The following is a 25,216-nucleotide window of genomic DNA, read 5'->3' as shown; positions in this document are numbered from 1 at the left end:
ATAGATGACAAAATAAAAGGGCAATAAATTATTGCCCTTTGCAATCAATCCATTATGACTGCAACAACCACATCACGAAGGGTAAAAACGCTTACAGATTGTTGAGATCGAGGACATCACGCATATCAAAAAGACCGCTTTCTTTGTCTTTTAGCCATGAAGCGGAACGCACCGCGCCATTAGCGAAGGTCATGCGGCTTGACGCTTTATGCGTAATCTCGACACGTTCGCCAATATCGGCGAACATCGCCGTATGTTCGCCGACGATATCCCCGGCGCGAACCGTAGCAAAGCCAATGGTGCCAGGAACACGCTCACCGGTATGGCCTTCACGCGAATAAACCGCGCACTCTTTTAACTCTTTATTCAGTGAGCTGGCGATCGCTTCACCCATCGCCAGCGCCGTGCCTGACGGTGCATCCACTTTATAGCGGTGGTGCGCTTCGATAATTTCAATGTCGGTATAGTCGCCCATCACCTTCGCCGCTTTCTCCAGTAGCTTCAGCATGACGTTTACGCCAACGCTAAAGTTGGCGGCAAAGACGATGGCAATCTCCTGCGCCGCATCGCTGATGGCCTGCTTGCCCGCGTCATCAAAACCGGTGGTGCCGATCACCATGGCTTTATGGTGCTGACGGCAAAACGCAAGATGGTGCAGCGTCCCTTCCGGGCGGGTGAAATCGATAAAGACATCGAAATCATCTTTCACTGCCTCAAGGCTGCTCTGCACCGTGACACCGCTTTTACCTGCGCCTGCGAGTTCGCCCGCATCGCTTCCCAGCAGAGATGAACCTTCCCGCTCCAGCGCTGCACCAAGGGACACGCCCTCCATAGCCAGCGCCGCCTGAATCAGCTGTCGGCCCATACGACCGCCAGCGCCCGCGATGGCTACGCGGATTGCTGCATCATGCATAGTTGTGCTCTTTTGTTAATTAAATGCGTAAAAATCGTTTCCAGATTAACCAGCCCATCGCTGAGCCACCAGCCGAAAACGTCGATAATTAGAAATTAATGATATACACCAGCAAATATCAGTAAAAGGCATGACAAGAGCCTGGCTTCGTTATTAAGGTGCCAGCGCCAGCACCCCGGCGAACCATGTACGAAAACCCTCAACATCCATATCCAGCGCTACCTGCGCATTAGCGGGCATCCCCAGCTTGCCGTCGATATCCACCACCGTCGCGCCCGTAGTGAACTGCCCCTGCGTCTCAACCGCCACAAAGCAGGGTTTGAGGGTAAAGAGATCCGGGCGAACCAGGTAAGCGATAGCGCAGAGATCGTGCATGCGCTGCCCGGTCGCCATGCTGCCGCTGCGGTAGTGGCTGAAAAGCGCATGCAACATTTTGCCGGTGCGGTTAAGGGTGGGAAGCGTGGCCAGAAACGCGGGCGAAAGGGTCGCGTGGTTGGTGACATCCAGGCCGCACATGACGATATCCAGCCCGCTGGCAAAAACGCGCGCCGCGGCGTCGGGATCGACGGCGATATTAAATTCGGCGCTCGGCGTAAAGTTACCGCGCCCGGCAGAGCCGCCCATCATCACCAGCCGACGGATGTTGAACTGGCACTCCGGGTAGTGGGTAAGCAGCAGCGCGATATTGGTCAGCGGGCCGATGGTCACTAGCGTAATGGGTTCAGGCGAGGCCAGCAGCATGTCGCGGATCGCCTGAAAAGCCGGGATCGCCAGCGGCTGGCGTGCATGTTCAATAAAGTCGTAGCCATCCAGCCCCGATTCGCCATGCACATTTGCCGCGCTGTAGAGCGGGCGCAGCAAAGGCGTAGCGGCTCCCTGTGCCAACGGGACATCTGCGTTCCAGAAGTGAAGCAATTGCAGCGCGTTGCGGGTGGTTTTCTCCAGCGAAACATTACCGGCAACGGTTGTGATCAGTTTCAGATCGCACTCAGGTGCGAACAGCGCGGCGGCAATCGCCACGGCGTCGTCAATACCGGGATCGGTGTCGAGAATGATTGGCAGACCCATAGCCCCTCCACGAAAAATGGTCAAAAAAAATGCCAGACTCAGTCTGGCATCTTCGCATAACCCTCGGGAAAAAGGTTACTCGACTTCGCGAACCTCGACCCGCAGCTCTTTTGGCACTTCGAAGACGATATTCTCTTCGCGTCCTTCAAGCGGGATGGCGTCGCCGCCGCCCAGCTCCTGCAGGCGGGTAATCACGTTCTGCACCAGAATATCCGGCGCGGACGCGCCAGCGGTAACACCGACACAGGCAATGCCCTGAACCCAGCGCTCCTGGATATCAGAGGCATCATCAATCAGATAGGCCGCTTTGCCCATCCGCTGCGCCAGCTCGGCGAGCCGGTTGGAGTTGGAGGAGTTTTTCGACCCGACTACCAGCACCACCTCCGCCTGTTCAGCCAGTGCGCGCACCGCTTCCTGACGGTTGGTGGTGGCGTAGCAGATATCATCTTTACGCGGCCCGACGATCTGCGGGAAACGCACGCGCAGGGCGTCAATGACATCAGAGGTATCGTCGACGGAGAGCGTGGTCTGGGTCATGAAGGAGAGTTTGCCCGGATCTTTGATCTCAAGCGTCGCCACATCATCCGGCGACTCAACCAGGTACATGCCCCCTTTCGGGTTGCTGTACTGACCCATGGTGCCTTCCACTTCCGGGTGACCGGCGTGTCCAATCAGGATCGCCTCTTCGCCACGACGGCTGGCGCGTGCCACTTCCATATGCACTTTCGTGACCAGCGGACAGGTGGCGTCGAAGACCGTTAAATCACGGCTTTTCGCTTCGTTGCGCACCGCTTGTGAAACGCCGTGCGCCGAGAAGATCAGGATCGCGCCGTCCGGCACTTCGCTTATCTGCTCAATAAAGATGGCACCGCGCTCGCGCAGGCTGTCGACCACGTAGCGGTTGTGCACCACTTCGTGACGCACATAAATCGGCGCGCCGTAGATGGCCAGCGCGTTTTCAACAATGCTGATAGCGCGGTCAACGCCAGCGCAAAAACCGCGCGGGTTAGCCAACAGGATCTGCATCTGTCTCCTCCAGTGCCGGATCGACTTCCAGCACATCGATATCAAAGTGGACGGTTCTGCCCGCCAGCGGATGGTTGAAATCGACGGTAATCGAGTCGCCGTTGATTTCGCGGATCACGCCCGGCATTTCGCTGCCATCCATTGCGGTAAAGAGCATAATCGCGCCGATTTCAGGCTCGCCGGCGTCCATAAATTCACGGCGCGAGAAGTACTGGATCAGATCCGGGCTCGGTGTGCCGAAGGCGGCATCTGGCTCAAGGGAAAAGACCTTTTTCTCCCCGGCCTTCAGGCCAAGCAGATGTTGCTCCAGCCCTTCGGAAAGGGAACCGTCGCCAAGGCGAAACAGCGCCGGCTTACCGTTGTTGCGAGTGGATTCGGCAAGTGAACCATCTTCGAGCTTGAGCGTGAAGTGCACCAGCACTGCGCTGTCGCTCTGTACGGATTTAGACATGCAGGTTGCTCTTATGTGATAGCGAATGTAGGACCCGGGCTATATTGCATGCCGGATGGCGCTACGCTTATCCGGCTTAATAACCGGGCCTACAACGCTTTATGGCTTACGCCTGTTTTTTCACTGCGGCGGAGGGTAAAAACCCTTCCAGCACGATCAGCGCCGCGCCGATACAGATTGCGGTATCGGCAAGGTTAAAGGTAGCAAAATGCCAGTCGCCCACATAAAAATCGATCATATCGACGACAAAGCCATGCCACAGACGGTCGAACAAGTTACCGAGCGCGCCGCCAATAATCAGCGCATAGGCGATGTTATTCAGCTTTTGCGACGCTTTAGCGCGGTACATCAGCACCGCCAGCACCACGCAGATACCGATAGCGATACCCGCGAAGAACCAGCGTTGCCAGCCGCCACTGTCGGCGAGGAAGCTGAACGCCGCCCCATAGTTACGCGCATAGTGCAGGTTTAGCGACGGGAACAGAGAAACCGTCTCCCCCAGAGCGAAGTTCTGGAGGATCAGGTATTTACTGCCCAGATCGATAATCAGCACCGCCACGACCAGCCATAGCCAGCGCAGCCCTGTTGAAAAGATCGGTTTACTCATCAGGCAAACTTACGTTTTTCGCCGTCACCGGCGACGTTGCTAACACAGCGTCCGCAAATTTCTGCGTGTTCCGCCACCTGACCGACATCATGGGTGTAATGCCAGCAACGCGGGCACTTCTCACCATCGGCTTTACTCAGCGCTACTTTCAGCCCTTTGAGCAGTTCGCTCTGCTGTGCATCCGCAGACGCGCTGGCATAATCCTCAACCTGCGCGCCGGAGGTCAACAGGACAAATCGCAATTCATCGCCCAGCGCCGTCAGTTTCGCCGCCAGCTCCGGCTGCGCGAACAGCGTCACCGTCGCTTCAAGGGAGCCGCCCACTTTCTTATCGGCACGCGCCTGCTCGATCACCTTGTTGACTTCGCCACGCACTTTCAGCAGCTCGGCCCAGTAGGCGTCGTTCATCGCTTCGCTGTCCGCGAGGCCAAACAGGCCTTCGTACCACTCGCCGGTGAAGACATACTTCTCGCGATCGCCCGGCAGGTAGCCCCAGATCTCATCCGCAGTGAAGGACATGATCGGTGCCATCCAGCGCACCAGCGCTTCACAGATGTGATAGAGGGCACTCTGGCAGCTGAGACGCGCACGGCTATCCGCTTTCGCGGTGTACTGGCGGTCTTTAATGATGTCTAGATAGAAGGAGCCCATCTCCACGGAGCAGAAGCGCATCAGGCGCTGCACCACTTCATGGAAGTCGTAGGATTCGTAAGCTTTCAGGATATCTTCCTGCGCCGCTTTCGCGCAGCCGACAGCCCAGCGATCCAGCACCACCATATCTTCCGGTTTCACCATATCTTTCGCCGGATCGAAACCGTTAAGGTTCGCCAGCAGGAAGCGCGCGGTGTTACGGATACGACGATAGCTATCGGCTGCACGCTTGAGGATCTCGTCAGAAACGGCGATTTCACCGGTGTAATCCGTTGATGCCACCCACAGACGCAGAATATCCGCGCCGAGTTTGTTCATCACATCCTGCGGCGAAACGGTGTTGCCGATCGATTTCGACATCTTGCGGCCCTGGCCATCAACGGTGAAACCGTGGGTCAGCACCTGACGATAAGGCGCTTTGCCCTTCATCGCTGTCGAGATCATCAGGGAGGACATAAACCAGCCGCGATGCTGATCCGAACCTTCCAGATACATGTCTGCTGCGTTGCCTGCAAACTCCGGGCGAACGTCGACGACGGAAGCATGGGTTGAACCGGAGTCAAACCAGACATCCAGCGTATCCGGCACTTTGACATAGCTGTCGGCGTCATCGCCGAGGATGTCGCGCGGGTCGAGATCCCACCAGGCCTGAATGCCGTCAACTTCAACGCGTTTTGCTACCTCTTCCATCAGCTCCAGCGTACGCGGGTGCAGCTCTTCGCTATCTTTATGAACGAACAGCGACATCGGCACACCCCAGGTACGCTGACGGGAGATACACCAGTCAGGACGGTTAGCGACCATCGATTCGATACGCGCCTGGCCCCAGTCCGGGATCCACTGCACGCCTTTGATCTCCTGCAGCGACTGCGTGCGCAGCCCTTTTTGATCCATGCTGACGAACCACTGCGGCGTAGCGCGGAAGATGATCGGCGACTTGTGACGCCAGCAGCACGGATAGCTGTGCTGCATCTTCTCGACGTGCAGCAGCGCGCCTTTCTCGGTCAGCAGCGCCACGATGATGTCATTTGCTTTGAAGACGTTAATGCCGTCCAGCGTCGGGTAGGTGCCCGGCAGATAGCGACCGTCCGGGCCAACCGGGTTGGCAATTTCCAGACCGTACTTCTGGCTGATGGTGTAGTCGTCCGGGCCGTGACCACCGGCGGTATGCACCGCGCCGGTACCCGCTTCCAGCGTCACGTGATCGCCAAGGATCGCCGGCACGTCGAAATCGAGGAACGGGTGTTTGAAGCGCATCAGCTCAAGCTCAGCGCCGTTGACCGTAGCCAGCACGCGATAATCGCTGATGCCGGTGCGTTTCATCACGCTCTCAACCAGATCTTTTGCCAGGATCACCGCCTGACCGTCAACCTGCACCAGCGCGTACTCAAACTCCGGAGAGAGGGAGATAGCGCGGTTAGCAGGAAGGGTCCACGGCGTGGTGGTCCAGATAACCAGCGAAACCGGGCCGTTAACAGAATCAACGCCGAATTTCGCTTTCACCGACTGCTGATCGACGGCCTGGAAGGCGACGTCGATAGAAGGTGAGGTTTTGTCGTAATACTCAACTTCCGCTTCCGCCAGCGCAGAACGGCAGTCGACGCACCAGTGCACCGGTTTAGCCCCTTTCAGCAGGTGGCCGTTACCGATGATTTTGCCCAGCGCGCGGATGATATTGGCTTCGGTTTTGAAGTCCATGGTCAGGTAAGGGTGCGACCAGTCGCCGAGCACGCCCAGACGGATAAAGTCTTTGCGCTGCCCGTCTACCTGCGTGGCGGCATATTCACGGCACTTGGCGCGGAACTCGGCGGCGGTAAACTTCTCGCCCGGTTTGCCGTACTCCTGCTCGACTTTCAGTTCGATCGGCAGACCGTGGCAATCCCAACCCGGAACGTAAGGCGAGTCATAACCTGCGAGCCCTTTGGACTTCACAATAATGTCTTTCAGAATCTTGTTAACCGAGTGACCAATATGAATGCTGCCATTCGCATATGGAGGGCCATCATGCAGAATGAAGGTTTTTTTGCCTTTTTTCGCCGCACGGATGATGCCGTAGAGGTCATCATCAGTCCAACGCGCCAGCATTCCCGGTTCGCGTTTGGCGAGATCGCCACGCATTGGGAACCCTGTTTCCGGCAAATTCAGGGTAGATTTATAGTCACTCATTAGATTCTCGGTTCCGTATTTCGGTTTGATTAATACCACCAGGCCTTAAGAAGCCGGTTTAGATAGCCCAAAAAACTCACGGGCCGCTACCTCATCTCGGGCGATTTGCGCCTTCAGTTCATCGAGGGAAGCAAAGCGCTGTTCGTTACGTATTTTTTTACGCAGTACTACGTCTATATGGCGACCATAAAGGTCCATTGCAACATCCAGCAGGTGCACTTCCAGCTGCTGGCGAATACCTGCCACCGTCGGACGGGTACCAATATTGGCAACGCCCGGCAACAGCGTGTCGCCGAGGCCCGCCACTTCAACCGCGTAGACCCCTTTTACCGGGGAGACCTGGCGGCGCAGCGGCACATTCGCCGTCGGAAAACCGATGGTACGCCCCAGCGCATCGCCGTGGACAACGCGCCCGGAGATGCTGAACGGGCGGCCAAGCAGATTCTCGGCAAGCGCCAGGTCGTCGTTCGCCAGCGCCTGGCGAATCGCGGTGCTGCTCACCCGCACGCCGCCTTCGCAGAAGGTTTGCGTACTGGTGACGTCAAAGCCATATTTCTCGCCGGCCTTCTGTAATAACAAGAAATCCCCCTGGCGACCAGCGCCAAAACGGAAATCGTCACCGACTGCGAGAAATTTCACACCGAGGCGGTCGACCAGCAGGTCGCTGACAAAGGTTTGTGCGGTCAGCGCCGCAAAACGCCTGTCGAAGCGCAGGCAGAGAACATACTCCACGCCGCACTCGGCCAGCCAGCGAAGCTTCTCGCGCAGACGCGTCAGCCGCGCGGGGGATTTTTCCCCGGCGAACAGCTCCAGCGGCTGCGGTTCAAAAATCATCACCACCACCGGCAGGCCGCGCGCGCGCCCTTCTGCGCCCAGCCCCTGTAGCAACGCCTGATGACCGCGATGTACGCCGTCGAAATTACCAATAGTCAGCACACACCCGTGCGGTGCATGACTGAGGTTATGTATGCCGCGTATCAGCTTCATGTCTGGCTCAAAACAGTGAAAATCGTCGGATTATACCTTGTACAGCGGGCAACGTTAACCGGCGATTGCCTTATCGCGTCAGAAAGGAGAGGCTTTTCATCAGGCTGCCGCTGGCTGTGGTGAGAATCTGCCGTTATGCACGATTTTTTCTGGTGGAAAAGCTGTATTCGCGACACGCAAGCTGTTAGAATCCTGCGCCATCACTACGTAACGAGCGTCGTTGCTTAACGGCGCTTATTTGCACAAATCCATTGACAAAAGAAGGCTAAAAGGGCATATTCCCCGGCCTTTGAATTGTCCATAAAGATCATATTTGGGAGTTGGACCTTGGCTAATATCAAATCAGCTAAGAAGCGCGCCGTTCAGTCTGAAAAGGCTCGCAAGCACAACGCTAGCCGTCGCTCAATGATGCGTACTTTCGTTAAGAAAGTATACGCAGCTATTGAAGCTGGCGACAAAGCCGCTGCGCAGAATGCATTTAACGAAATGCAACCGATCGTGGATCGTCAGGCCGCTAAAGGTCTGATCCACAAAAACAAAGCAGCGCGTCATAAGGCTAACCTGACCGCGCGTATCAACAGCCTGGCTTAATCGCTTCGCTGATCGCTTTGTAAAAAAAACCCGCTTCGGCGGGTTTTTTCATTTCTGGCGGAGCGCGAAAAGCGCCGAGTAGTCGCGATTGCAGATGCGCTGCACCGCCGGATGCTGGATCATCCGTTCAGCAAAAATCGCGTGATACTCCTCCTGCACGTTGTCGAGCCGGCCGATCTCCACCATGCGCGCATCGGCATAGAAGTCGTCGCCATACGAGGTCGGCGCAACAAAAATGGCGTCATGTTTCGCGCCAAAGGCCTTCATCAGCGCAGCATCATCAAACTCGCCGAGGATCTCCACCTGCAGGTTCTGCACATGAAACCAGTTCATTAACTTGCGGCCGAGCATTGAGCGGCGACCGGGAATTAATAACCGACGCGTTTCAAGGCAGGCGGGAAACGGCAGATCGGGCACCGGGCCGCTGCTCCAGAAGCTGACGCTGCATTCGCCAATCTTCACCGAGAAGAGCCCCTCCTGCTGCGCAGAGTCGATGGGGCAGTCCGAGATAATCATATCGAGCTTATGCTGGCTTAACTGCTCCAGCAGCAGCTCGTGCGTCGATTCAAAACAGCGCAGGTGAATCGGCTCGCCCTCCTGCACGGCGGCATCAAGGATACCGCTCACCAGCCGCTTTGAGAGCGCATCCGCCACGCCGACATCAAACAGCAGGTTCGCCTCTTTGCGGTAGTTGATGATATCGAGCATCTCCTGGCTTAAGGCGAACATCTTATCCGCATAGCGAAACACCAGCTGACCCAGTTCGGTAGCTTCCAGCCCGCGCCCTTTACGTTTAAAGAGCTTGCCCTGTAGCCGCTCCTCCAGCGCTTTGATCTGCCCGGTGATCGTCTGCGGCGTTAAATAAAGCGCCTCCGCCGCGCCAACGACGGAGCCTTCCCGGTAGACATGCCAGAAGTAGTACAGATGGTTGTAATTGATATATGACATGGCGCTTTACCTTTTGGTGACTACGCCGTGCGGATAAGGCGCGTACGCAGCAGGCAGTAACCCGCCACGGCCGAGATAACCGAGCCGGTGAGAATGCCCAGTTTGCTCCAGGCGATCATATCGGCATGCGCATCACCAAAGGCGAGTGACGAGATAAAGATCGACATGGTAAAGCCGATACCGCACAGCACACCGACCGCCATAATCTGTTTGAACACCGCGCCATGCGGCAGCTTCGCCAGTTTCAAACGCAGCGCCAGCCAGCAGAAGAGCGAAATACCGAGCGGTTTACCGATCACCAGGCCAGCAATAATCCCCAGCGGCAGTACATCCGTCAGGCCGGAGAGCGACATACCGGTAAGAGGAACCCCGGCATTGGCAAAAGCAAACAGCGGCAGAATAAGCCAGGCGACCCACGGGCTAATCGCATCACTCAGCTGATGTAACGGCGATACGCCATTCTCTTTTTTCAACGGCACAAAGAAACCGACGATAACGCCCGCAAGCGTGGCATGTACCCCGGATTTCAGCACCGCCGTCCACAGCACGACGCCCACTAACATATAGAGACCGATGCGGCGCACATTGAGTGCATTCATGATTGCCAGCACGGCGATAGCGGTGGCGGCAACGCCCAGCGCCAGAGTCGAGAGATCGCTGGTGTAGAAGAGTGCGATAATCACAATCGCGCCGAGATCGTCAATGATCGCCAGCGCCATCAGAAACACCTTCAGTACCGGCGGGACGCGATTACCTAACAGCGCCAGCACGCCAAGGGCAAAGGCAATATCGGTCGCGGTAGGAATGGCCCAACCGTGGCTTGCCAGCGGGTTATGACCATTAAACAGCAGGAAGATCAGCGCGGGTGCAACCATTCCACCCAGCGCGGCAATCACCGGGAATACCGCCTGCTGACGGCTGGCGAGCGTCCCCTCTACCAGTTCATACTTCACTTCCAGACCGACCATCAGGAAAAAGATCGCCATCAGCGCATCGTTAATCCACAACAGCATGTCTTTATTGATCTCAAGCGAGCCGACTTTCAGCTGGACTGGGGTCTGTAAAAACGAGCTGTAAATCTCCTGCGTCGCGCCGAGGTTCGCGCAGAGCATGGCCAGCGCGGCGGCACAAATCAGCACGATGCCACCTGAGGCATCGCTATTTAAAAAACGGTGCAAAAACTTCATCGGATTCTCCCACTCCCTGTAACGTCGTGGCGGCTATCTTACTCCTCGTCACTCTTCGTTAAAAACAGATTATTATTGCTTATCAACTCTGTTTTCCCGAGGTATGCGAGCGGGCAAAAAAAAACCCGGCAGCGCCGGGTTGATAAAGAGAGGTGATGCGAAACGCTTAGCGCGTCAGATCGTCGAAGAATTTTTTCACGCCGTCGAAGAAGCTTTTGGAGCGCGGGCTGTTATTTTCCCCGGTCGGGCCACCAAAACTATCCTGCAGATCCTGCAGCAGCTGTTTCTGCTTCTCGTTCAGGCCGACCGGCGTCTCTACGACCACGCGGCACAGCAGATCGCCCTGCGCGCCACCGCGCACGGATTTCACGCCTTTACCGCGCATGCGGAACAGCTTGCCGGTCTGGGTTTCGCTCGGCACTTTCAGCTTCACGCGACCATCCAGCGTCGGCACTTCGATTTCGCCGCCCAGCGCCGCCATGGCAAAGTTGATCGGCACTTCGCAGTAGAGGTTATTGCCTTCACGCTCGAAGATCGGGTGCTGTTTCACCTGCACCTGAACGTAGAGATCGCCTGCCGGCGCGCCGTGCTCGCCCGCTTCGCCTTCGCCGCTCAGACGAATACGATCGCCGGTATCCACCCCTGCCGGGATCTTCACGGAGAGGGTTTTGGATTTCTCAACGCGACCGTGGCCGTGACATTTGTTGCACGGATCTTTAATCAGCGTACCGCGGCCCTGACAGTGCGGACAGGTCTGCTGTACGGCAAAGAAGCCCTGGCGCATCTGCACCTGGCCGGAGCCATGACAGGTCGGACAGGTCTGCGGCTGGGTACCCGCTTTTGCGCCGCTGCCGTGGCAGATGTCGCACTCTTCCAGCGTCGGGATACGGATCTCTTTCGTGACGCCGCGTACCGCTTCTTCCAGCGTCAGCTCCATGGTGTAACGCAGATCGGAACCACGCGCCGCGCGCTGACGGCCACGACCGCCGCCGAAGATGTCGCCAAAGACATCGCCAAAGATGTCGCTGAAGTCGGCACCGCCGCCAAAGCCGCCGCCGCCGTATCCACCGCCGCCGCCGCCCTGCTCAAAGGCCGCATGACCGTACTGATCGTACGCCGCGCGTTTCTGGGGATCGGTCAGGACCTTATAGGCTTCGTTGATCTCTTTGAATTTACTTTCGGCCTCTTTATCGCCCTGGTTGCGGTCCGGGTGAAATTTCATGGCCAGGCGTCGGTACGCCTTTTTGATCTCAGACTCTTCGGCCGTTTTCGACACGCCGAGAATCTCGTAATAATCTTGCTTCGCCATCGGTTTATCTGCCCCTTAACATACGAGCACGGGCGTGGAGAAAACTCCGACGCCCGTGCTGGTTATCTACCCTGCATAAGGGCGATTACTTTTTGTCTTTAACTTCTTCGAACTCGGCGTCAACCACGTCGTCATCTTTCGCCGCGTTGGCGTTGTTCGCAGAAGCATCAGCGCCGCCCGCCTGCTGCTGTGCGTGCTGCTGCTGGGCGATTTCCATCAATTTCTGGGAAACCTGTGCCAGCGCCTGCATTTTCGCGTCGATGGCCGCTTTGTCTTCGCCTTTCAGCGCGGTTTCCAGCTCGCTCAGCGCGGACTCGATTGCAGTTTTGTCTTCAGCTGGCAGTTGGTCGCCTGCTTCTTCAACCTGCTTACGGGTGCTGTGCAGCAGATGATCGCCCTGGTTACGGGTCTGTACCAGCTCTTCGAACTTACGGTCAGACTCGGCGTTCGCTTCCGCGTCACGCACCATTTTCTGGATTTCATCCTCGTTCAGACCAGAAGAAGCCTTGATGGTGATCTTCTGCTCACGGTTGGTATTCTTGTCTTTCGCAGAGACGTGCAGAATACCATCGGCGTCGATATCGAAGGTGACTTCGATCTGCGGCATGCCGCGCGGTGCCGGGTTGATACCGTCGAGGTTGAACTGGCCCAGCGATTTGTTATCGGAGGCGCGTTTACGTTCACCCTGCAGCACGTGGATGGTTACCGCAGACTGGTTGTCTTCCGCAGTAGAGAACACCTGGCTGTGCTTGGTCGGGATAGTGGTGTTTTTGTTGATCAGCGGAGTCATCACGCCGCCCATGGTTTCGATACCCAGCGACAGCGGGGTAACGTCCAGCAGCAGAACGTCTTTAACTTCACCGGTCAGAACGCCGCCCTGAACCGCAGCACCGATAGCAACTGCTTCATCCGGGTTCACATCTTTACGCGGATCTTTGCCGAAGAACTCAGCCACTTTTTTCTGCACCATCGGCATACGGGTCTGGCCACCGACCAGAATCACGTCGTTGATGTCAGAAACGGAGAGGCCCGCATCCTGCAGCGCAACTTTCAGCGGCTCGATAGAACGGCTTACCAGGTCTTCGACCAGGCTTTCCAGTTTCGCGCGAGTCACTTTGATGTTCATGTGTTTCGGACCGGTCGCGTCTGCGGTGATGTACGGCAGGTTCACGTCGGTCTGCTGTGCAGAAGAGAGCTCGATTTTCGCCTTCTCTGCCGCTTCTTTCAGGCGCTGCATTGCCAGCGGATCGTTGCGCAGATCGATACCCTGATCTTTCTTGAACTCTTCCACCAGGTAGTTGATCAGACGGCTGTCGAAGTCTTCACCACCGAGGTGGGTGTCACCGTTGGTCGCCAGTACTTCGAAGGTTTTTTCGCCGTCAACATCGTCGATTTCGATGATGGAGATATCGAAGGTACCGCCGCCCAGGTCGTATACCGCGATAGTACGGTTGCCGGTCTCTTTATCCAGACCGTAAGCCAGCGCAGCCGCTGTCGGTTCGTTGATAATACGTTTTACTTCCAGGCCCGCGATACGGCCAGCGTCTTTGGTCGCCTGACGCTGCGCATCGTTAAAGTAAGCCGGAACGGTGATAACCGCTTCAGTTACCGGTTCACCCAGGTAATCTTCCGCCGTTTTCTTCATTTTTTTCAGCACTTCAGCAGAGATCTGCGGCGGTGCCATTTTGTTGCCTTTCACATCAATCCAGGCGTCGCCGTTGTCGGCTGCCATGATTTTGTAAGGCATGATAGATACGTCACGCTGGACTTCTTCGTCCTGGAAGCGACGGCCAATCAGGCGCTTGATCGCAAACAGCGTGTTTTGCGGGTTCGTCACTGCCTGACGTTTAGCCGGCTGACCTACCAGAGTCTCGCCATCCTGTGTGTACGCAATTACGGAAGGCGTGGTGCGATCGCCCTCAGCGTTCTCAAGCACGCGCGCCTGAGCCCCATCCATGATGGCTACACAAGAGTTGGTTGTCCCAAGGTCGATACCAATAATTTTACCCATCTAAACGTCTCCACTAAAAATTCGTCATCAGCTGGTTGTGAACCTGTAATAAGGGCAAACCTCACGGTTTCAACTGCCCTGTATTGATTTTTTTGCAAGCCCACAAAATGCGGTTGACTACAAGATGGGGTCGCCGCGCCGCGCATCAAGGGGGAGACAATAAAAAAATATTTAATTTCCACCTGTTCAGATCATAGACAGGCCGGATGGCGCTATTTATGATGCCGCGCCCCGCTTGCAGAAAACTCCCGCGGGGTAATTATTTCTCCCCTTTATCAATTGATTCTTTTGAGGAATTATGGGCAACACTAAGTTGGCTAATCCGGCTCCGCTGGGCTTAATGGGCTTCGGCATGACCACTATTCTGCTTAACCTGCACAATATTGGTCTATTCCCGATGGATGTCATTATCCTGGCCATGGGCATTTTCTATGGTGGTATCGCACAAATTTTTGCCGGCCTGCTTGAGTATAAAAAAGGCAACACCTTCGGCTTAACGGCTTTTACCTCTTACGGTTCTTTCTGGTTGACGCTGGTAGCAATTCTGCTGTTCCCGAAAATGGGGCTGACAGAGGCGACCAACGGCCACTTCCTCGGCGTCTATTTAGCCATCTGGGGCGTCTTTACCCTGTTTATGTTCTTCGGCACGCTGAAGAGCGCGCGCATGTTGCAGTTTGTCTTCCTGAGCCTGACGGTGCTGTTTGCGCTGCTGGCAGTGGGACATCTGGCGGATAACGAAAACATCGTTCATATCGCGGGCTGGATTGGCCTCGTCTGCGGTGCCAGCGCGATCTACCTTGCGATGGGTGAAGTGCTGAACGAACAGTTTGGCCGCACCGTGCTGCCGATTGGCGAAAAGCACTGATTCGTTCAAGTGCCAGCAATAAAAAACGGAGCCTGAAGGCTCCGTTTTTTTATAAGGATTCGAGCGGGGTGTCGGCCACACTATCGGCATGATGCAGATCCTGGCGCAGCCAAACGCCCAGGCCAAACCCCATCAAGGAGAGCGCCAGCACGTACCAGGCCGGTGCCATCGGCGAGACGCTCATCAGCATCGTCACCGCAATCGGCGTCAGCCCGCCGAAGATGGCATAGGAGACGTTGTAAGAGAAAGAGATGCCGGTAAAACGCACCTCCGCCGGAAAGGCGCGCACCATCACATAAGGCACTGCGCCCACAACGCCCACGCACAGCCCAACCAGGCCATACAGCAGAAAGAGTTGTTCCGGGTGGCTGCCAACGCGGTGATAGAAGAGCCAGCTCGAAGCGGCGAGCAGCAGGCTGCCGACGATAAAGGTGCGGCTGGCACCAAAGCGATCGACTAACAGCCCCGCCGCCAGACAACCAAAGCAGAGCATGACCGTAGCGATGCTGTTTGCCTGTAAGGTCAGGGCGGGCGCGAAGCCAAACTGCTTTTGCAGCCAGACCGGTGACATCAGAATGACGACCACAATCCCGGCAGAGAGCAGCCAGGTCAGCAGCATTGAGACCACTACTGCCTTTTTGTGCTTCAGCACCACCGCTTTAACCGGCAGCTCCTGCGCCAGCGCTTTGCGCTGCTGCATCTCCAGGAAAATGGGGGTTTCACGCAGCCAACGGCGTAAATACATTGCCACCAGCCCGAACGCGCCGCCAAGCAGGAAGGGGATACGCCAGCCGCCGTCGTGGATCGCCTGCTGCGTCATGCTGGTATTGACCAGCGTGGCAACCACCGATCCCAGCAGGATGCCAACCGTTAAGCCCGCCGTCAGCGTGCCGCAGGCAATACCAATGCGGCGCGCCGGGACATGCTCAGCAACAAACACCCATGCGCCAGGCACTTCGCCACCAATCGCTGCGCCCTGTAACACGCGCATAAACAGTAGCAGCAGCGGCGCGACTATGCCCATTGAGGCATAGGTCGGCAGCAGGCCAATCGCCAGCGTTGGCAGCGCCATCAGCAGAATGCTGAGGGTGAACATCTTCTTGCGCCCGACCAGATCGCCGAAGTGCGCCATCACAATGCCGCCCAGCGGGCGCGCCAGATAACCGGCGGCAAAAATACCAAAGGTCTGCACCTGACGCAGCCACTCGGGGATATCGGCCGGGAAGAAGAGTTCCCCGACCACGGCGGCGAAAAAGACGAAGATGATGAAATCGTAAAACTCCAGCGCCCCGCCGAGGGCGGCGAGGGTCAGGGTTTTATAATCCTGTTTGTTCAGAGGGCGTGTGTAATGTGACATAGCGAACCGTTGATAAGAGTGAACGATTATATTTTTACGAGTTATGTAAACTAAAAATGACTATACCGTAAAAATATCAATACGCCACTGCCGGGATCGCATATGTCAGAAAAGCGCTGCTTTCAGGATAAAGTTTCGCGCCTTGCGCTTTTAGGACGAAAAGCTGCTACGACCTGCGGATCCGTTTCCACATAGGGGCCATCAAGAAGCTGTACACAATACGGTACACTGGCAAAAATCCCTGCAACTTTCACTTCACCGTTCTCGCTTTTCAGCCCTTCAAGGGTCTCTTTAATCGATTTCGGCTGGCCCGGCAGGTTGAGGATCAGCGCCTGTTTACGGATCACGCCCACCTGGCGCGAAAGAATGGCCGTCGGCACAAAATTGAGGCTGATCTGGCGCATCTGCTCGCCAAAGCCCGGCATCTCGCGATCGGCAACGGCGAGGGTGGCATCGGGGGTTACATCGCGTCGCGCCGGGCCGGTTCCACCAGTGGTCAACACCAGATGACAGCTCATCTCATCCACCAGCTCACAGAGGGTCTGCTCGATGATGGTCTGCTCATCAGGGATAAGGCGCGTTTCGATATGAAACGGGGTGGTTAAGGCCGATGCCAGCCACGCTTCGAGCGCGGGTAAGCCTTTGTCTTCATAAACGCCGCTGGAGGCGCGATCGGAAACCGAAACTAAACCAATGCGTAGTGTGTCCATAATTATTCCGTTGCATAAAACCGTTTACGGAATGATACACGCTGAGGGGAGAGGCAAACAGAGTAGAGAGAAGAAGCGTGACCGGGAGCCCGGCCACGCCTGATGATTACAGCAGATCGCCGATCATTTTTTCCAGTTTTTCCTGGTCAACGGCAAACTTGCGGATACCGTCCGCCAGTTTATCAACCGCCATCGGATCCTGGTTGTGCTGCCACAGGAATTCCGCTTCGCTGATGCGCTCCGGACGCGCTTTTACTTCGCCGGTGTACGACAGTTTGCGCTCCAGCGCGCCTTCGCTTTCTGAAAGCTCTTTCAGCAGCGCCGGGGCGATGGTCAGACGGTCGCAGCCAGCCAGCTCAATGATTTCGCCGGTGTTACGGAAGCTTGCGCCCATCACCACGGTTTCATACCCGTGCTCTTTGTAGTACTGGTAGATTTCGCTCACGGAAACCACGCCCGGATCTTCTGCCGGAGCGTACTCTTTCTTGTCGGTATTAGCTTTGTACCAGTCAAGAATACGACCTACGAACGGAGAGATCAGGTAGACGCCCGCTTCGGCACAGGCACGCGCCTGGGCGAAGGAGAAGAGCAGCGTCAGGTTACAGTTGATGCCCTCTTTTTCCAGCTGTTCTGCTGCGCGAATGCCCTGCCAGGTGGAAGCCAGCTTGATCAGGATACGATCGTTGCTGATGCCCGCATCGTTATACATTTTGATCAGGCGTTTGGCTTTGGCGATGGAGCCTTCGGTGTCGTAAGAGAGGCGCGCGTCAACTTCAGTAGAGATACGGCCCGGGATCAGTTTGAGGATTTCCAGACCGATGTTAACGGCCAGGCGGTCAGACGCATCAACCACTTGCTGCGCGCGATCGCTGCTCTGGCTGCGCGCCCATGTCACAGCTTCGTCAATCAGTTTACGGTATTCCGGGATTTGGGCTGCCCCAAGGATCAGAGAAGGGTTGGTTGTAGCATCCTGCGGCTGATAGAGCTTCATTGCCGCGATATCTCCGGTATCAGCCACGACTGTTGTGTACTGACGCAGGGAGGTCAATTTATCCGTCATGATAATGTTTCTCTTTAAACGATACCCTGAATAAATCACGTCGAGACCGATGACGCCTTTATGGCTTGTCGGGCGCAAAGGCTGCCAGCGCACCTGAACGAGAAGTATGACGAGTATACTTGTTAGGGGGATGTAACCGGTCTGGCAAGATGATAACACGACGCCCTGTCAGCGCAACCGCAGACAATGCAGGTGGCATTGTATGATAAACTCCCTGATTAATTGCCTGCGAAGGGATAAGCCCGTTGTAAACGCGCCATTGCAGGTTACCTTCCCCGGCATCGACAAGAGGGTCGTTAATGCCAGAATTCTTCTCTTTTATCAGTGAGATCCTGTGGGGTTCGCTGATGGTATACCTGCTGGCAGCGGCGGGTATCTGGTTTGCATTTCGCAGCCTGTTTGTTCCCTTTCGTTTTTTCCGCGACTTTGGCAAAAGTCTGAAAAGCGGCCGCAGCGTGCCGCCCGGAGCCCTCACCTCGTGGCAGGCGCTCTGCCTGAGCCTGGCGACGCGCTTAGGCAGCGGCAACCTGGCGGGCGTGGCATTCGCCCTCACCGCTGGCGGACCTGGCGCGATCTTCTGGATGTGGATCGCGGCGCTTATCAGCATGGCGACCAGTTTCGCCGAGTGCGCGCTGGCCCAGCTCTATAAAGAGCGTGATGCCAATAATCAACTGCGCGGCGGCCCGGCCTGGTATATGGCGCGCGGCCTTGGCATGCGCTGGATGGGCGTGCTCTTCTCCGTTTTCCTGCTCCTCGCTTATGGGCTGGTGTTTAACACCATTCAATCCAGCGTGGTGACGCGCGCCGTTCACTTCGCCTGGCAGGTGCCGGGCACGCTGACCGGTCTGGTGCTGGCGGTGGGCTGCCTGCTGTTTATGACCCGTGGTCTGGCGGTGCTTTCCCGTCTGATGCAGTGGATGGTGCCGCTGATTGCGCTGGCATGGATTGTGGTGAGCTTCAGCATCAGCCTCTGGCATGCCAGCCTGTTACCGGAGGTCTTCGAAACCATTTTTAAAAGTGCCTTCGGCTGGCAAGAGGCGGCGACCGGCACAATGGCCTGGACACTGAGCCAGGCGATGACCAGCGGGTTTCAGCGCAGTGTTTCAACTAACGAAGCGGGAATGGGCTCCTCGCCGAATGCCGCGGCGATGGCAGCCTCCTCCCCGCCCCATCCGGTTGCGCAGGGCATTGTGCAGATGATTGGTGTGCTGACGGATACCTTTCTGGTCTGCACCGCCAGCGCGATGATGCTGCTGCTGGCAGGTAACGGGCCGGCAGAGAGCAGCCTTGTCGGCATCCAGTTGATGCAACAGGCGATGGTCTCTCTTGCTGGCGGCTGGAGCGCCGGGTTTATCGCGCTGGTGGTGCTGCTGTTCGCCTTTACCTCAATCCTTGCAAACTACCTCTATGCCGAGAACAACCTGATCTTTTTAGGCCGCAACAGCCGGGGCAACCTGCTGCTGCTGCGGGGCGTCGTGGTGGTAATGGTGCTGTGCGGTTCCTTGGTCAGCGTACCGCTGATTTGGCATATTGCCGATGTGGTAATGGCGCTGATGGCGATGATTAACCTGACCGCCATCCTGCTGCTGTCGCCAGTCGTTAAGCTGCTGGCGGGGGACTATCTGCGCCAGCGTAAACTCGGTGTCGAGCCGGTGTTTAACCCGCAGCGTTACCCGGAGATTCAGCGCCAGCTTGCGCCAGGCAGTTGGGACTCCCTGCCCCCTTCGTCTCGCTAATCGCAACTATCGATCAAGCCAGGTGATTTTTTTGTTAAAGTCAGCGGAAATTTCTCACACAGCAAGGAGTGAGCATGCTGATTTTGATTTCACCTGCCAAGACGCTCGATTACCAGAGCCCGCTGGCAACCGAGCGCTACACCCAGCCAGCACTGCTGGAGCACTCTCAACAGCTGATTAAGACCGCCCGCACGCTTTCCGCGCCGCAGATCAAAAAGCTGATGGGGATAAGCGACAAACTCGCCGACCTCAACGCCACCCGTTTTCACGACTGGCAGCCCAACTTCACGCCGGAAAACGCGCGCCAGGCGCTGCTCGCATTTAAAGGCGATGTTTATACCGGCCTGCAGGCTGAAACCTTCAGCGACGCGGATTTTGACTTCGCCCAGCGGCACCTGCGTATGTTATCCGGCCTGTATGGCGTGCTGCGTCCGCTCGATTTAATGCAGCCCTATCGTCTGGAGATGGGTATTCGTTTTGAGAATGAGAGAGGCAAAGATCTCTACCACTTCTGGGGCGATATCATCACCGATACGCTGAATGAGGCGCTCGCCGAACAGGGCGATGAGATTGTGGTTAACCTGGCGTCCGATGAGTATTTCCGCGCCGTGAAGCCGAAGAAGCTCAATGCGCGCATCATCAAACCGGTGTTCCTCGACGAGAAAAACGGCACCTTTAAGGTCATCAGTTTCTACGCCAAGAAAGCGCGTGGCCTGATGAGCCGCTACATCATTGAGCAGCGTCTGACGAAGCCGGAGCAGCTAACGGGCTTTGACCGCGAAGGGTACTTCTTTGATGAGGTGGCCTCGACGCCAGACGAGCTGGTGTTTAAGCGCCACGAACAGTAAGCGGAAAAGCGTCCCCCACCTGCAGGTGGAGGACGCTTAAGATTACGCTTTTTGCATCATCAGCTGGCGTAACGCCGCAAAATCCGCAGGCAGGGAGTGGGAGAGCAGCGGCAGATCCGCACGGTCCGCCAGCTCTTTCGGCAGCGGCAGCGTTTCGCCAAGGATAGCTTCCACGCTCTCTTTGAACTTCGCCGGATGCGCAGTGCCGAGGAACAGGCCATATTCCCCCGGATGGAGCTGATCGCGCAGGGCGCGGTAAGCAATTGCGGCGTGAGGCTCTGAGACGTAGCCCTTCTCTTTCAGCTCAACGATCGTCGCTTTGGTGGTTTCATCATCCACTGCCGCGTAACCCAGCTCGTTCAGACGCCAGATTTTACGGCGGAACAGCTCCTCCACGCGCGGCCAGTTGTTCGGCTGGCTGACATCCATCGCGTTTGACAGCGTCGCCTGCGTCGCTTTTGGCTGCCACTCGCCCTCTTTCAGAAAACGCGGCACGGTGTCATTGGCGTTGGTGGCGGCGATAAAACGCTTCACCGGCAGGCCGAGTGACTTCGCCAGCAGCCCGGCAGTCAGATCGCCAAAGTTGCCGCTTGGTACCGACACCACCAGCTGATTGCGCGCCTCTTGCGGCAGCTGCGCCACCGCTTCGAAGTAGTAGCACACCTGCGCCAGCAGGCGGCTGATGTTAATCGAGTTGGCGGAGTTAAGGCCCAGCGCGCTTTTCAGCCCTTCATCGTCAAAAGCCTGTTTGACCAGCGCCTGGCAGGCGTCGAAGTCAGCATCAATGGCCACCGTTTCGATATTCCCACCCAGCGTACAGAAGAGCTTCTCCTGCAGCGGACTGATTTTGCCCTGCGGGTAGAGGATCACCACGCGAACATTCTTCATGCCGTAGAAGGCATGAGCAACGGCCGCGCCGGTGTCGCCAGAGGTCGCAGTCAGAATGGTGACCGGCTTATCGCCGCTGATGGCGCTCAGCATCTGCGCCATAAAGCGCCCGCCGAAATCTTTAAACGCCAGCGTCGGCCCGTGGAACAGCTCCAGGCAGCCGATATCGTTTTCAACCGGTTTTACCGGGGCCGGAAAGGCAAACGCAGCACGCACGCGGGCTTCCAGCGCTTCCTGCGGGATCTCATCGCCGATAAAAGCGGAGAGGATCTTCGCGCTGCGGCTGACGAAATCCTGCTCCAGCATCTCGTCGATTTCCGTCAGGTTGAATTCCGGCAGATCGTGCGGGAAGAAGAGCCCCTGATTCTTGCCAAGCCCTTGTGTGACGGCCTGCGCGAAGCTGACCTGCTCATTGTGATCTTTTAAGTTGTAGAGTTTCATTGGTTATCCCACTACCCTTGCGCCCGCCGTGTCCAGCCGGCAAATATGAACGAAGCCTTCCTGATTTTGCAGATAGTGTTTGCCGAGCCAGTCGGCCACGCGCTGCGCGGTATCCGGCTTGTCGCACAACGCAAACAGCGTTGGGCCAGAACCAGAGATGCCGCAGGCCTGCGCGCCGATATCCGCCACCGCCTGACGCGCCTGCTCAAAGCCTGGCAGCAACTTCATGCGATAGGGTTCGGCAATCACATCTTTCATCAATTTCGCCGCCAGCGCGGGCTGGCGGGAGTAACAGGCATGAATAAATCCAGCCAGGTGACGCCCGTGAGCAATACACTCCTGACGGCGATACTGCGCCGGTAAAATGGCGCGCGCTTCTGCCGTCGAGACTTTAATGCCCGGGTAGGCAAGCACCCATAACCACTCATCAAAGCATGGCACCTGCTGGCTGATAATGCCGCCTTCCTCGATCATCAACTGCATGCCGCCGAGATAACAAGGCGCGACGTTGTCGTAATGCACGCTGCCGGAGATGCGCCCTTCCAGCTCGCCCATCAGCGCCAGCATGCGCGTCTCATCAAGCGGCTTACCGCAGAACTCGTTCATCGCCACCAGCGCCGCCACGACCGAACAGGCGCTGGAGCCGAGACCGGAGCCGATCGGCATGTTTTTTTCCAGCGTCATCGCCACCGGCACCTGCTTGCCAATCTCCTGGCAGAAGAGCTCCCAGCATTGATAGACGATATTCTCCCGCGCTTCGCTCGGTAACTTACTGGCGAAACGCCCTCTGTTTTGCAGACTAAAGTGGTCAGCGGCTTCCACCGACACCGTGTCGCCTAACAGCGTGCCATCGACCGGCGTTACCGCCGCGCCGAGGACATCAAACCCTACGCTCATATTGGCGCTAGACGCCGGCGCATACACCTTCACCATCTCAGACCCCTAACTTCCACGAAAGCGTACGCAGCAGGTCGGCAAACACGCCCGCCGCCGTAACATCATTACCCGCGCCGTAACCGCGCAGCACCAGCGGCAACGGCTGATAATAGTGGCTGTAAAACGCCAGCGCGTTCTCGCCATTTTTCACCTTATACAACGGATCGTTGCCGTCGACTTCGGCAATCTTCACCCGGCAGGTGCCATCCTCTTCAATGTTGCCAACATAACGCAGCACATTGCTGGCGTCACGGGCCTTCGCCACGCGGCTGGCAAACTCATCATCCAGCGACGGCAGACGCGCCATAAAGCTGTCGACATCGCCAGAATCATCGAAGCTTGCTGGCAGAACCGGCTCGATCACGATATCCGTCAGTTCCAGCTCGCGCCCGGTTTCACGGGCCAGGATCAACAATTTACGTGCGACATCCATGCCGGAGAGATCGTCACGCGGATCCGGCTCGGTGTAGCCCATCTCACGCGCCACTTTTGTTGCTTCCGACAGGCTCATCCCTTCGTCGAGCTTACCGAAAATAAAGGATAAAGAGCCGGAGAGAATGCCGGAGAAACGTTGCAGTTCATCACCGGCGTTAAGCAGGTTTTGCAGGTTTTCAATCACCGGCAGACCCGCGCCAACGTTGGTGTCATAGAGGAATTTGCGGCGCGATTTCTCTGCGGCGCGGCGCAGCTGATGGTAGTAATCCATCGACGAGGTGTTCGCTTTTTTGTTCGGCGTGACGACGTGGAAACCTTCGCGCAGGAAGTCGGCATACTGATCGGCGACCGCCTGGTTGGAGGTGCAATCGACGATCACCGGGTTCAGCAGGTGATACTCCTTCACCAGACGAATCAGTCGGCCAAGGTTAAACGGCTCCTTCGCGTCGGCAAGTTCTGCCTGCCAGTTATCCAGGTTCAGCCCATGAACATTGGTCAGCAGCGCTCTTGAGTTAGCGACGCCGCAGACGCGCAGATCGATATGCTTACTCTTCAGCCACGTCTGCTGGCGCTTCAGCTGTTCCAGCAATGCGCCGCCAACGCCCCCGACGCCGATCACAAAGACTTCAATCACCTGATCGGTGTTGAACAACATCTGGTGAGTGACGCGAACACCGGTGGTGGCATCATCATTACTGACCACAACAGAGATGGAACGCTCAGAGGAACCCTGGGCAATTGCCACGATATTGATATTGGCGCGCGCCAGTGCGGCAAAGAATTTCGCCGAGATGCCGCGTAAGGTGCGCATGCCGTCGCCGACAACAGAGATGATCGCCAGGCGCTCCATCACCGCGAGCGGCTCCAGCAGCCCCTCTTTCAGTTCCAGATAGAACTCTTCATTCATCGCACGCTGCGCACGGGCGCAGTCGGACTGCGGCACGCAGAAGCTGATGCTGTATTCGGATGAAGATTGGGTGATAAGCACCACGGAGATGCCGTTGCGCGACATGGTAGCGAAGACGCGGGCGGCCATGCCCACCATCCCTTTCATTCCCGGACCGGAAACGCTGAACATCGCCATATTGTTAAGATTCGAGATGCCCTTAACCGGCAATGAATCGTCATCCGAGGTGGCGCCAATCAGCGTACCTGGTGCTTGCGGGTTGCCGGTGTTTTTAATCAGGCATGGGATCTGGAACTGGGCGATGGGGGTAATGGTGCGGGGGTGAAGAACTTTAGCGCCGAAGTAGGAGAGCTCCATGGCTTCCTGATAGGACATCGACTTCAGCAGCCTGGCGTCCGGCACCTGGCGCGGGTCGCAGGTATATACGCCGTCAACATCCGTCCAGATTTCACAACAGTCGGCGCGTAAACATGCGGCCAGCACGGCGGCGGAGTAATCGGAGCCGTTACGCCCAAGCACCACCAGTTCGCCCTTCTCATTGCCCGCGGTGAAACCGGCCATCAGCACCATATGATCCTGCGGAATACGGCTCGCTTCGATACGGCGCGTGGATTCAGCGATATCGACCGTCGATTCGAGATAGTGCCCGACCGCGAGCAGTTTTTCGACCGGATCGATAACCGTCACTTTGTGACCGCGTGCTTCCAGCAGCCCGGCCATAATCGCGATAGAGAGCTTTTCACCCCGGCAGATAAGCGCAGCATTGATGCTGTCCGGGCACTGGCCCAGCAGGCTGATGCCGTGCAGAACATGTTTGATCTGCGCGAACTCGGCATCGACCACGGTTTTGAGTTGTGCGAGCGGAAAGCCGGGCTGCGCATCTGAAAGCCCCTGCAGCAGCTCGGAGAAAATACGCTCCGCATCGCTAATGTTGGGAATGGCATCCTGTCCGGAGATGGTTTTTTCAATCATCGCGACAAGATGGTTAGTAATTTTTGCGGGAGCAGAGAGTACGGTTGCGACTTGCCCCTGCCTGGCATTACTTTCCAAAATATCGGCAACACGCAGAAAACGCTCCGCATTTGCCACTGATGTACCGCCGAACTTCAACACTCTCAT

At 56.8% G+C, this 25,216-nt stretch carries 21 protein-coding genes; 4 read left to right on the top strand and 17 right to left on the bottom strand.

Going from position 1 to position 25,216, the window contains the following annotated elements; genetic code table 11:
- Window positions 1-91: 91 nt before the first annotated feature.
- The 7 genes from dapB to ribF all read right to left on the bottom strand — a co-directional run bounded on the left by dapB (window position 92) and on the right by ribF (window position 7,868).
- The gene (dapB, locus tag IAE50_RS06490) at window positions 92-913 is read right to left on the bottom strand and encodes a 4-hydroxy-tetrahydrodipicolinate reductase (RefSeq protein WP_200579868.1); all 822 of its coding nucleotides are present in this window, start codon (window positions 911-913) and stop codon (window positions 92-94) included.
- Between the two features lie 153 nt (window positions 914-1,066).
- A complete protein-coding gene (rihC, locus tag IAE50_RS06485; RefSeq protein ID WP_200579867.1) occupies window positions 1,067-1,981 on the bottom strand; it encodes a ribonucleoside hydrolase RihC in 915 nt (304 codons plus the stop codon).
- Window positions 1,982-2,056: 75 nt separating this feature from the next.
- Entirely contained in the window at window positions 2,057-3,007 is a 951-nt protein-coding gene (ispH, locus tag IAE50_RS06480) for a 4-hydroxy-3-methylbut-2-enyl diphosphate reductase (RefSeq protein WP_094419331.1), read from the bottom strand.
- Window positions 2,988-3,458 carry an FKBP-type peptidyl-prolyl cis-trans isomerase gene (gene fkpB, locus IAE50_RS06475; protein ID WP_054802788.1) on the bottom strand — a complete coding sequence of 157 codons (471 nt, stop codon included), beginning with the start codon at window positions 3,456-3,458 and terminating at the stop codon, window positions 2,988-2,990. The genes ispH and fkpB overlap by 20 nt, the downstream gene beginning before the upstream one ends.
- Before the next feature lie 106 nt (window positions 3,459-3,564).
- Window positions 3,565-4,065, bottom strand: coding sequence for a signal peptidase II (gene lspA, locus IAE50_RS06470; RefSeq protein ID WP_042715392.1), 501 nt, complete (start codon window positions 4,063-4,065; stop codon window positions 3,565-3,567).
- Window positions 4,065-6,881: an isoleucine--tRNA ligase gene (gene ileS / locus IAE50_RS06465; protein ID WP_200579866.1), complete on the bottom strand. Its 2,817-nt coding sequence runs from the start codon at window positions 6,879-6,881 to the stop codon at window positions 4,065-4,067. The genes lspA and ileS overlap by 1 nt, the downstream gene beginning before the upstream one ends.
- Before the next feature lie 45 nt (window positions 6,882-6,926).
- Window positions 6,927-7,868 (bottom strand): bifunctional riboflavin kinase/FAD synthetase, encoded by a 942-nt coding sequence (ribF, locus tag IAE50_RS06460; protein ID WP_023480490.1) that lies wholly within the window; start codon window positions 7,866-7,868, stop codon window positions 6,927-6,929.
- A 327-nt stretch (window positions 7,869-8,195) separates the two neighbouring features.
- On the opposite strand from ribF, the gene rpsT reads away from it, so the two are divergent.
- Window positions 8,196-8,459: a 30S ribosomal protein S20 gene (rpsT, locus tag IAE50_RS06455; RefSeq protein ID WP_023480327.1), complete on the top strand. Its 264-nt coding sequence runs from the start codon at window positions 8,196-8,198 to the stop codon at window positions 8,457-8,459.
- A 48-nt stretch (window positions 8,460-8,507) separates the two neighbouring features.
- Here the strand turns inward: rpsT and nhaR are convergent, their stop codons facing one another.
- The 4 genes from nhaR to dnaK form a co-directional block, all read right to left on the bottom strand.
- Entirely contained in the window at window positions 8,508-9,407 is a 900-nt protein-coding gene (gene nhaR, locus IAE50_RS06450) for a transcriptional activator NhaR (protein WP_200579865.1), read from the bottom strand.
- Between the two features lie 20 nt (window positions 9,408-9,427).
- Entirely contained in the window at window positions 9,428-10,594 is a 1,167-nt protein-coding gene (nhaA, locus tag IAE50_RS06445) for a Na+/H+ antiporter NhaA (RefSeq protein ID WP_200134212.1), read from the bottom strand.
- Window positions 10,595-10,760: 166 nt separating this feature from the next.
- Complete coding sequence (gene dnaJ, locus IAE50_RS06440; protein WP_023480326.1) at window positions 10,761-11,903, bottom strand: molecular chaperone DnaJ; 1,143 nt, start codon at window positions 11,901-11,903, stop codon at window positions 10,761-10,763.
- A gap of 85 nt (window positions 11,904-11,988) precedes the next feature.
- Complete coding sequence (gene dnaK, locus IAE50_RS06435; protein WP_124969893.1) at window positions 11,989-13,914, bottom strand: molecular chaperone DnaK; 1,926 nt, start codon at window positions 13,912-13,914, stop codon at window positions 11,989-11,991.
- A gap of 298 nt (window positions 13,915-14,212) precedes the next feature.
- Between dnaK and satP the strand changes: the two genes are divergently transcribed.
- On the top strand, window positions 14,213-14,779 hold the full coding sequence (gene satP / locus IAE50_RS06430) for an acetate uptake transporter (protein WP_042715340.1): 567 nt from the start codon (window positions 14,213-14,215) through the stop codon (window positions 14,777-14,779).
- A 49-nt stretch (window positions 14,780-14,828) separates the two neighbouring features.
- Here the strand turns inward: satP and IAE50_RS06425 are convergent, their stop codons facing one another.
- The 3 genes from IAE50_RS06425 to tal form a co-directional block, all read right to left on the bottom strand.
- Window positions 14,829-16,136, bottom strand: a complete 1,308-nt coding sequence (locus IAE50_RS06425) for an MFS transporter (RefSeq protein WP_200134211.1) — start codon at window positions 16,134-16,136, stop codon at window positions 14,829-14,831.
- Window positions 16,137-16,258: 122 nt separating this feature from the next.
- A complete protein-coding gene (mog, locus tag IAE50_RS06420; protein WP_200579864.1) occupies window positions 16,259-16,846 on the bottom strand; it encodes a molybdopterin adenylyltransferase in 588 nt (195 codons plus the stop codon).
- 106 nt (window positions 16,847-16,952) lie between these two features.
- Entirely contained in the window at window positions 16,953-17,906 is a 954-nt protein-coding gene (tal, locus tag IAE50_RS06415; protein ID WP_023480402.1) for a transaldolase, read from the bottom strand.
- A gap of 299 nt (window positions 17,907-18,205) precedes the next feature.
- Between tal and IAE50_RS06410 the strand changes: the two genes are divergently transcribed.
- Both IAE50_RS06410 and yaaA read left to right on the top strand, forming a co-directional pair.
- A complete protein-coding gene (locus IAE50_RS06410) occupies window positions 18,206-19,642 on the top strand; it encodes a sodium:alanine symporter family protein (protein ID WP_200579863.1) in 1,437 nt (478 codons plus the stop codon).
- 74 nt (window positions 19,643-19,716) lie between these two features.
- Window positions 19,717-20,490 carry a peroxide stress protein YaaA gene (gene yaaA / locus IAE50_RS06405; protein ID WP_200579862.1) on the top strand — a complete coding sequence of 258 codons (774 nt, stop codon included), beginning with the start codon at window positions 19,717-19,719 and terminating at the stop codon, window positions 20,488-20,490.
- Between the two features lie 42 nt (window positions 20,491-20,532).
- On the opposite strand, the gene thrC is transcribed toward yaaA, so the two are convergent.
- The 3 genes from thrC to thrA are packed head-to-tail and all read right to left on the bottom strand — an operon-like array spanning window position 20,533 to window position 25,216.
- Window positions 20,533-21,819 carry a threonine synthase gene (gene thrC, locus IAE50_RS06400; RefSeq protein ID WP_200579861.1) on the bottom strand — a complete coding sequence of 429 codons (1,287 nt, stop codon included), beginning with the start codon at window positions 21,817-21,819 and terminating at the stop codon, window positions 20,533-20,535.
- 3 nt (window positions 21,820-21,822) lie between these two features.
- On the bottom strand, window positions 21,823-22,752 hold the full coding sequence (gene thrB / locus IAE50_RS06395; RefSeq protein ID WP_124969908.1) for a homoserine kinase: 930 nt from the start codon (window positions 22,750-22,752) through the stop codon (window positions 21,823-21,825).
- 1 nt (window position 22,753) lies between these two features.
- Window positions 22,754-25,216: a bifunctional aspartate kinase/homoserine dehydrogenase I gene (gene thrA, locus IAE50_RS06390; protein ID WP_200579860.1), complete on the bottom strand. Its 2,463-nt coding sequence runs from the start codon at window positions 25,214-25,216 to the stop codon at window positions 22,754-22,756.

The sequence above is a fragment of the Kosakonia sp. S42 genome (genome assembly GCF_016624785.1).
In the GTDB taxonomy this organism is placed as follows: Bacteria; Pseudomonadota; Gammaproteobacteria; order Enterobacterales; family Enterobacteriaceae; genus Kosakonia; species Kosakonia cowanii.
This window is presented reverse-complemented; position numbering and strand designations above follow the sequence as displayed.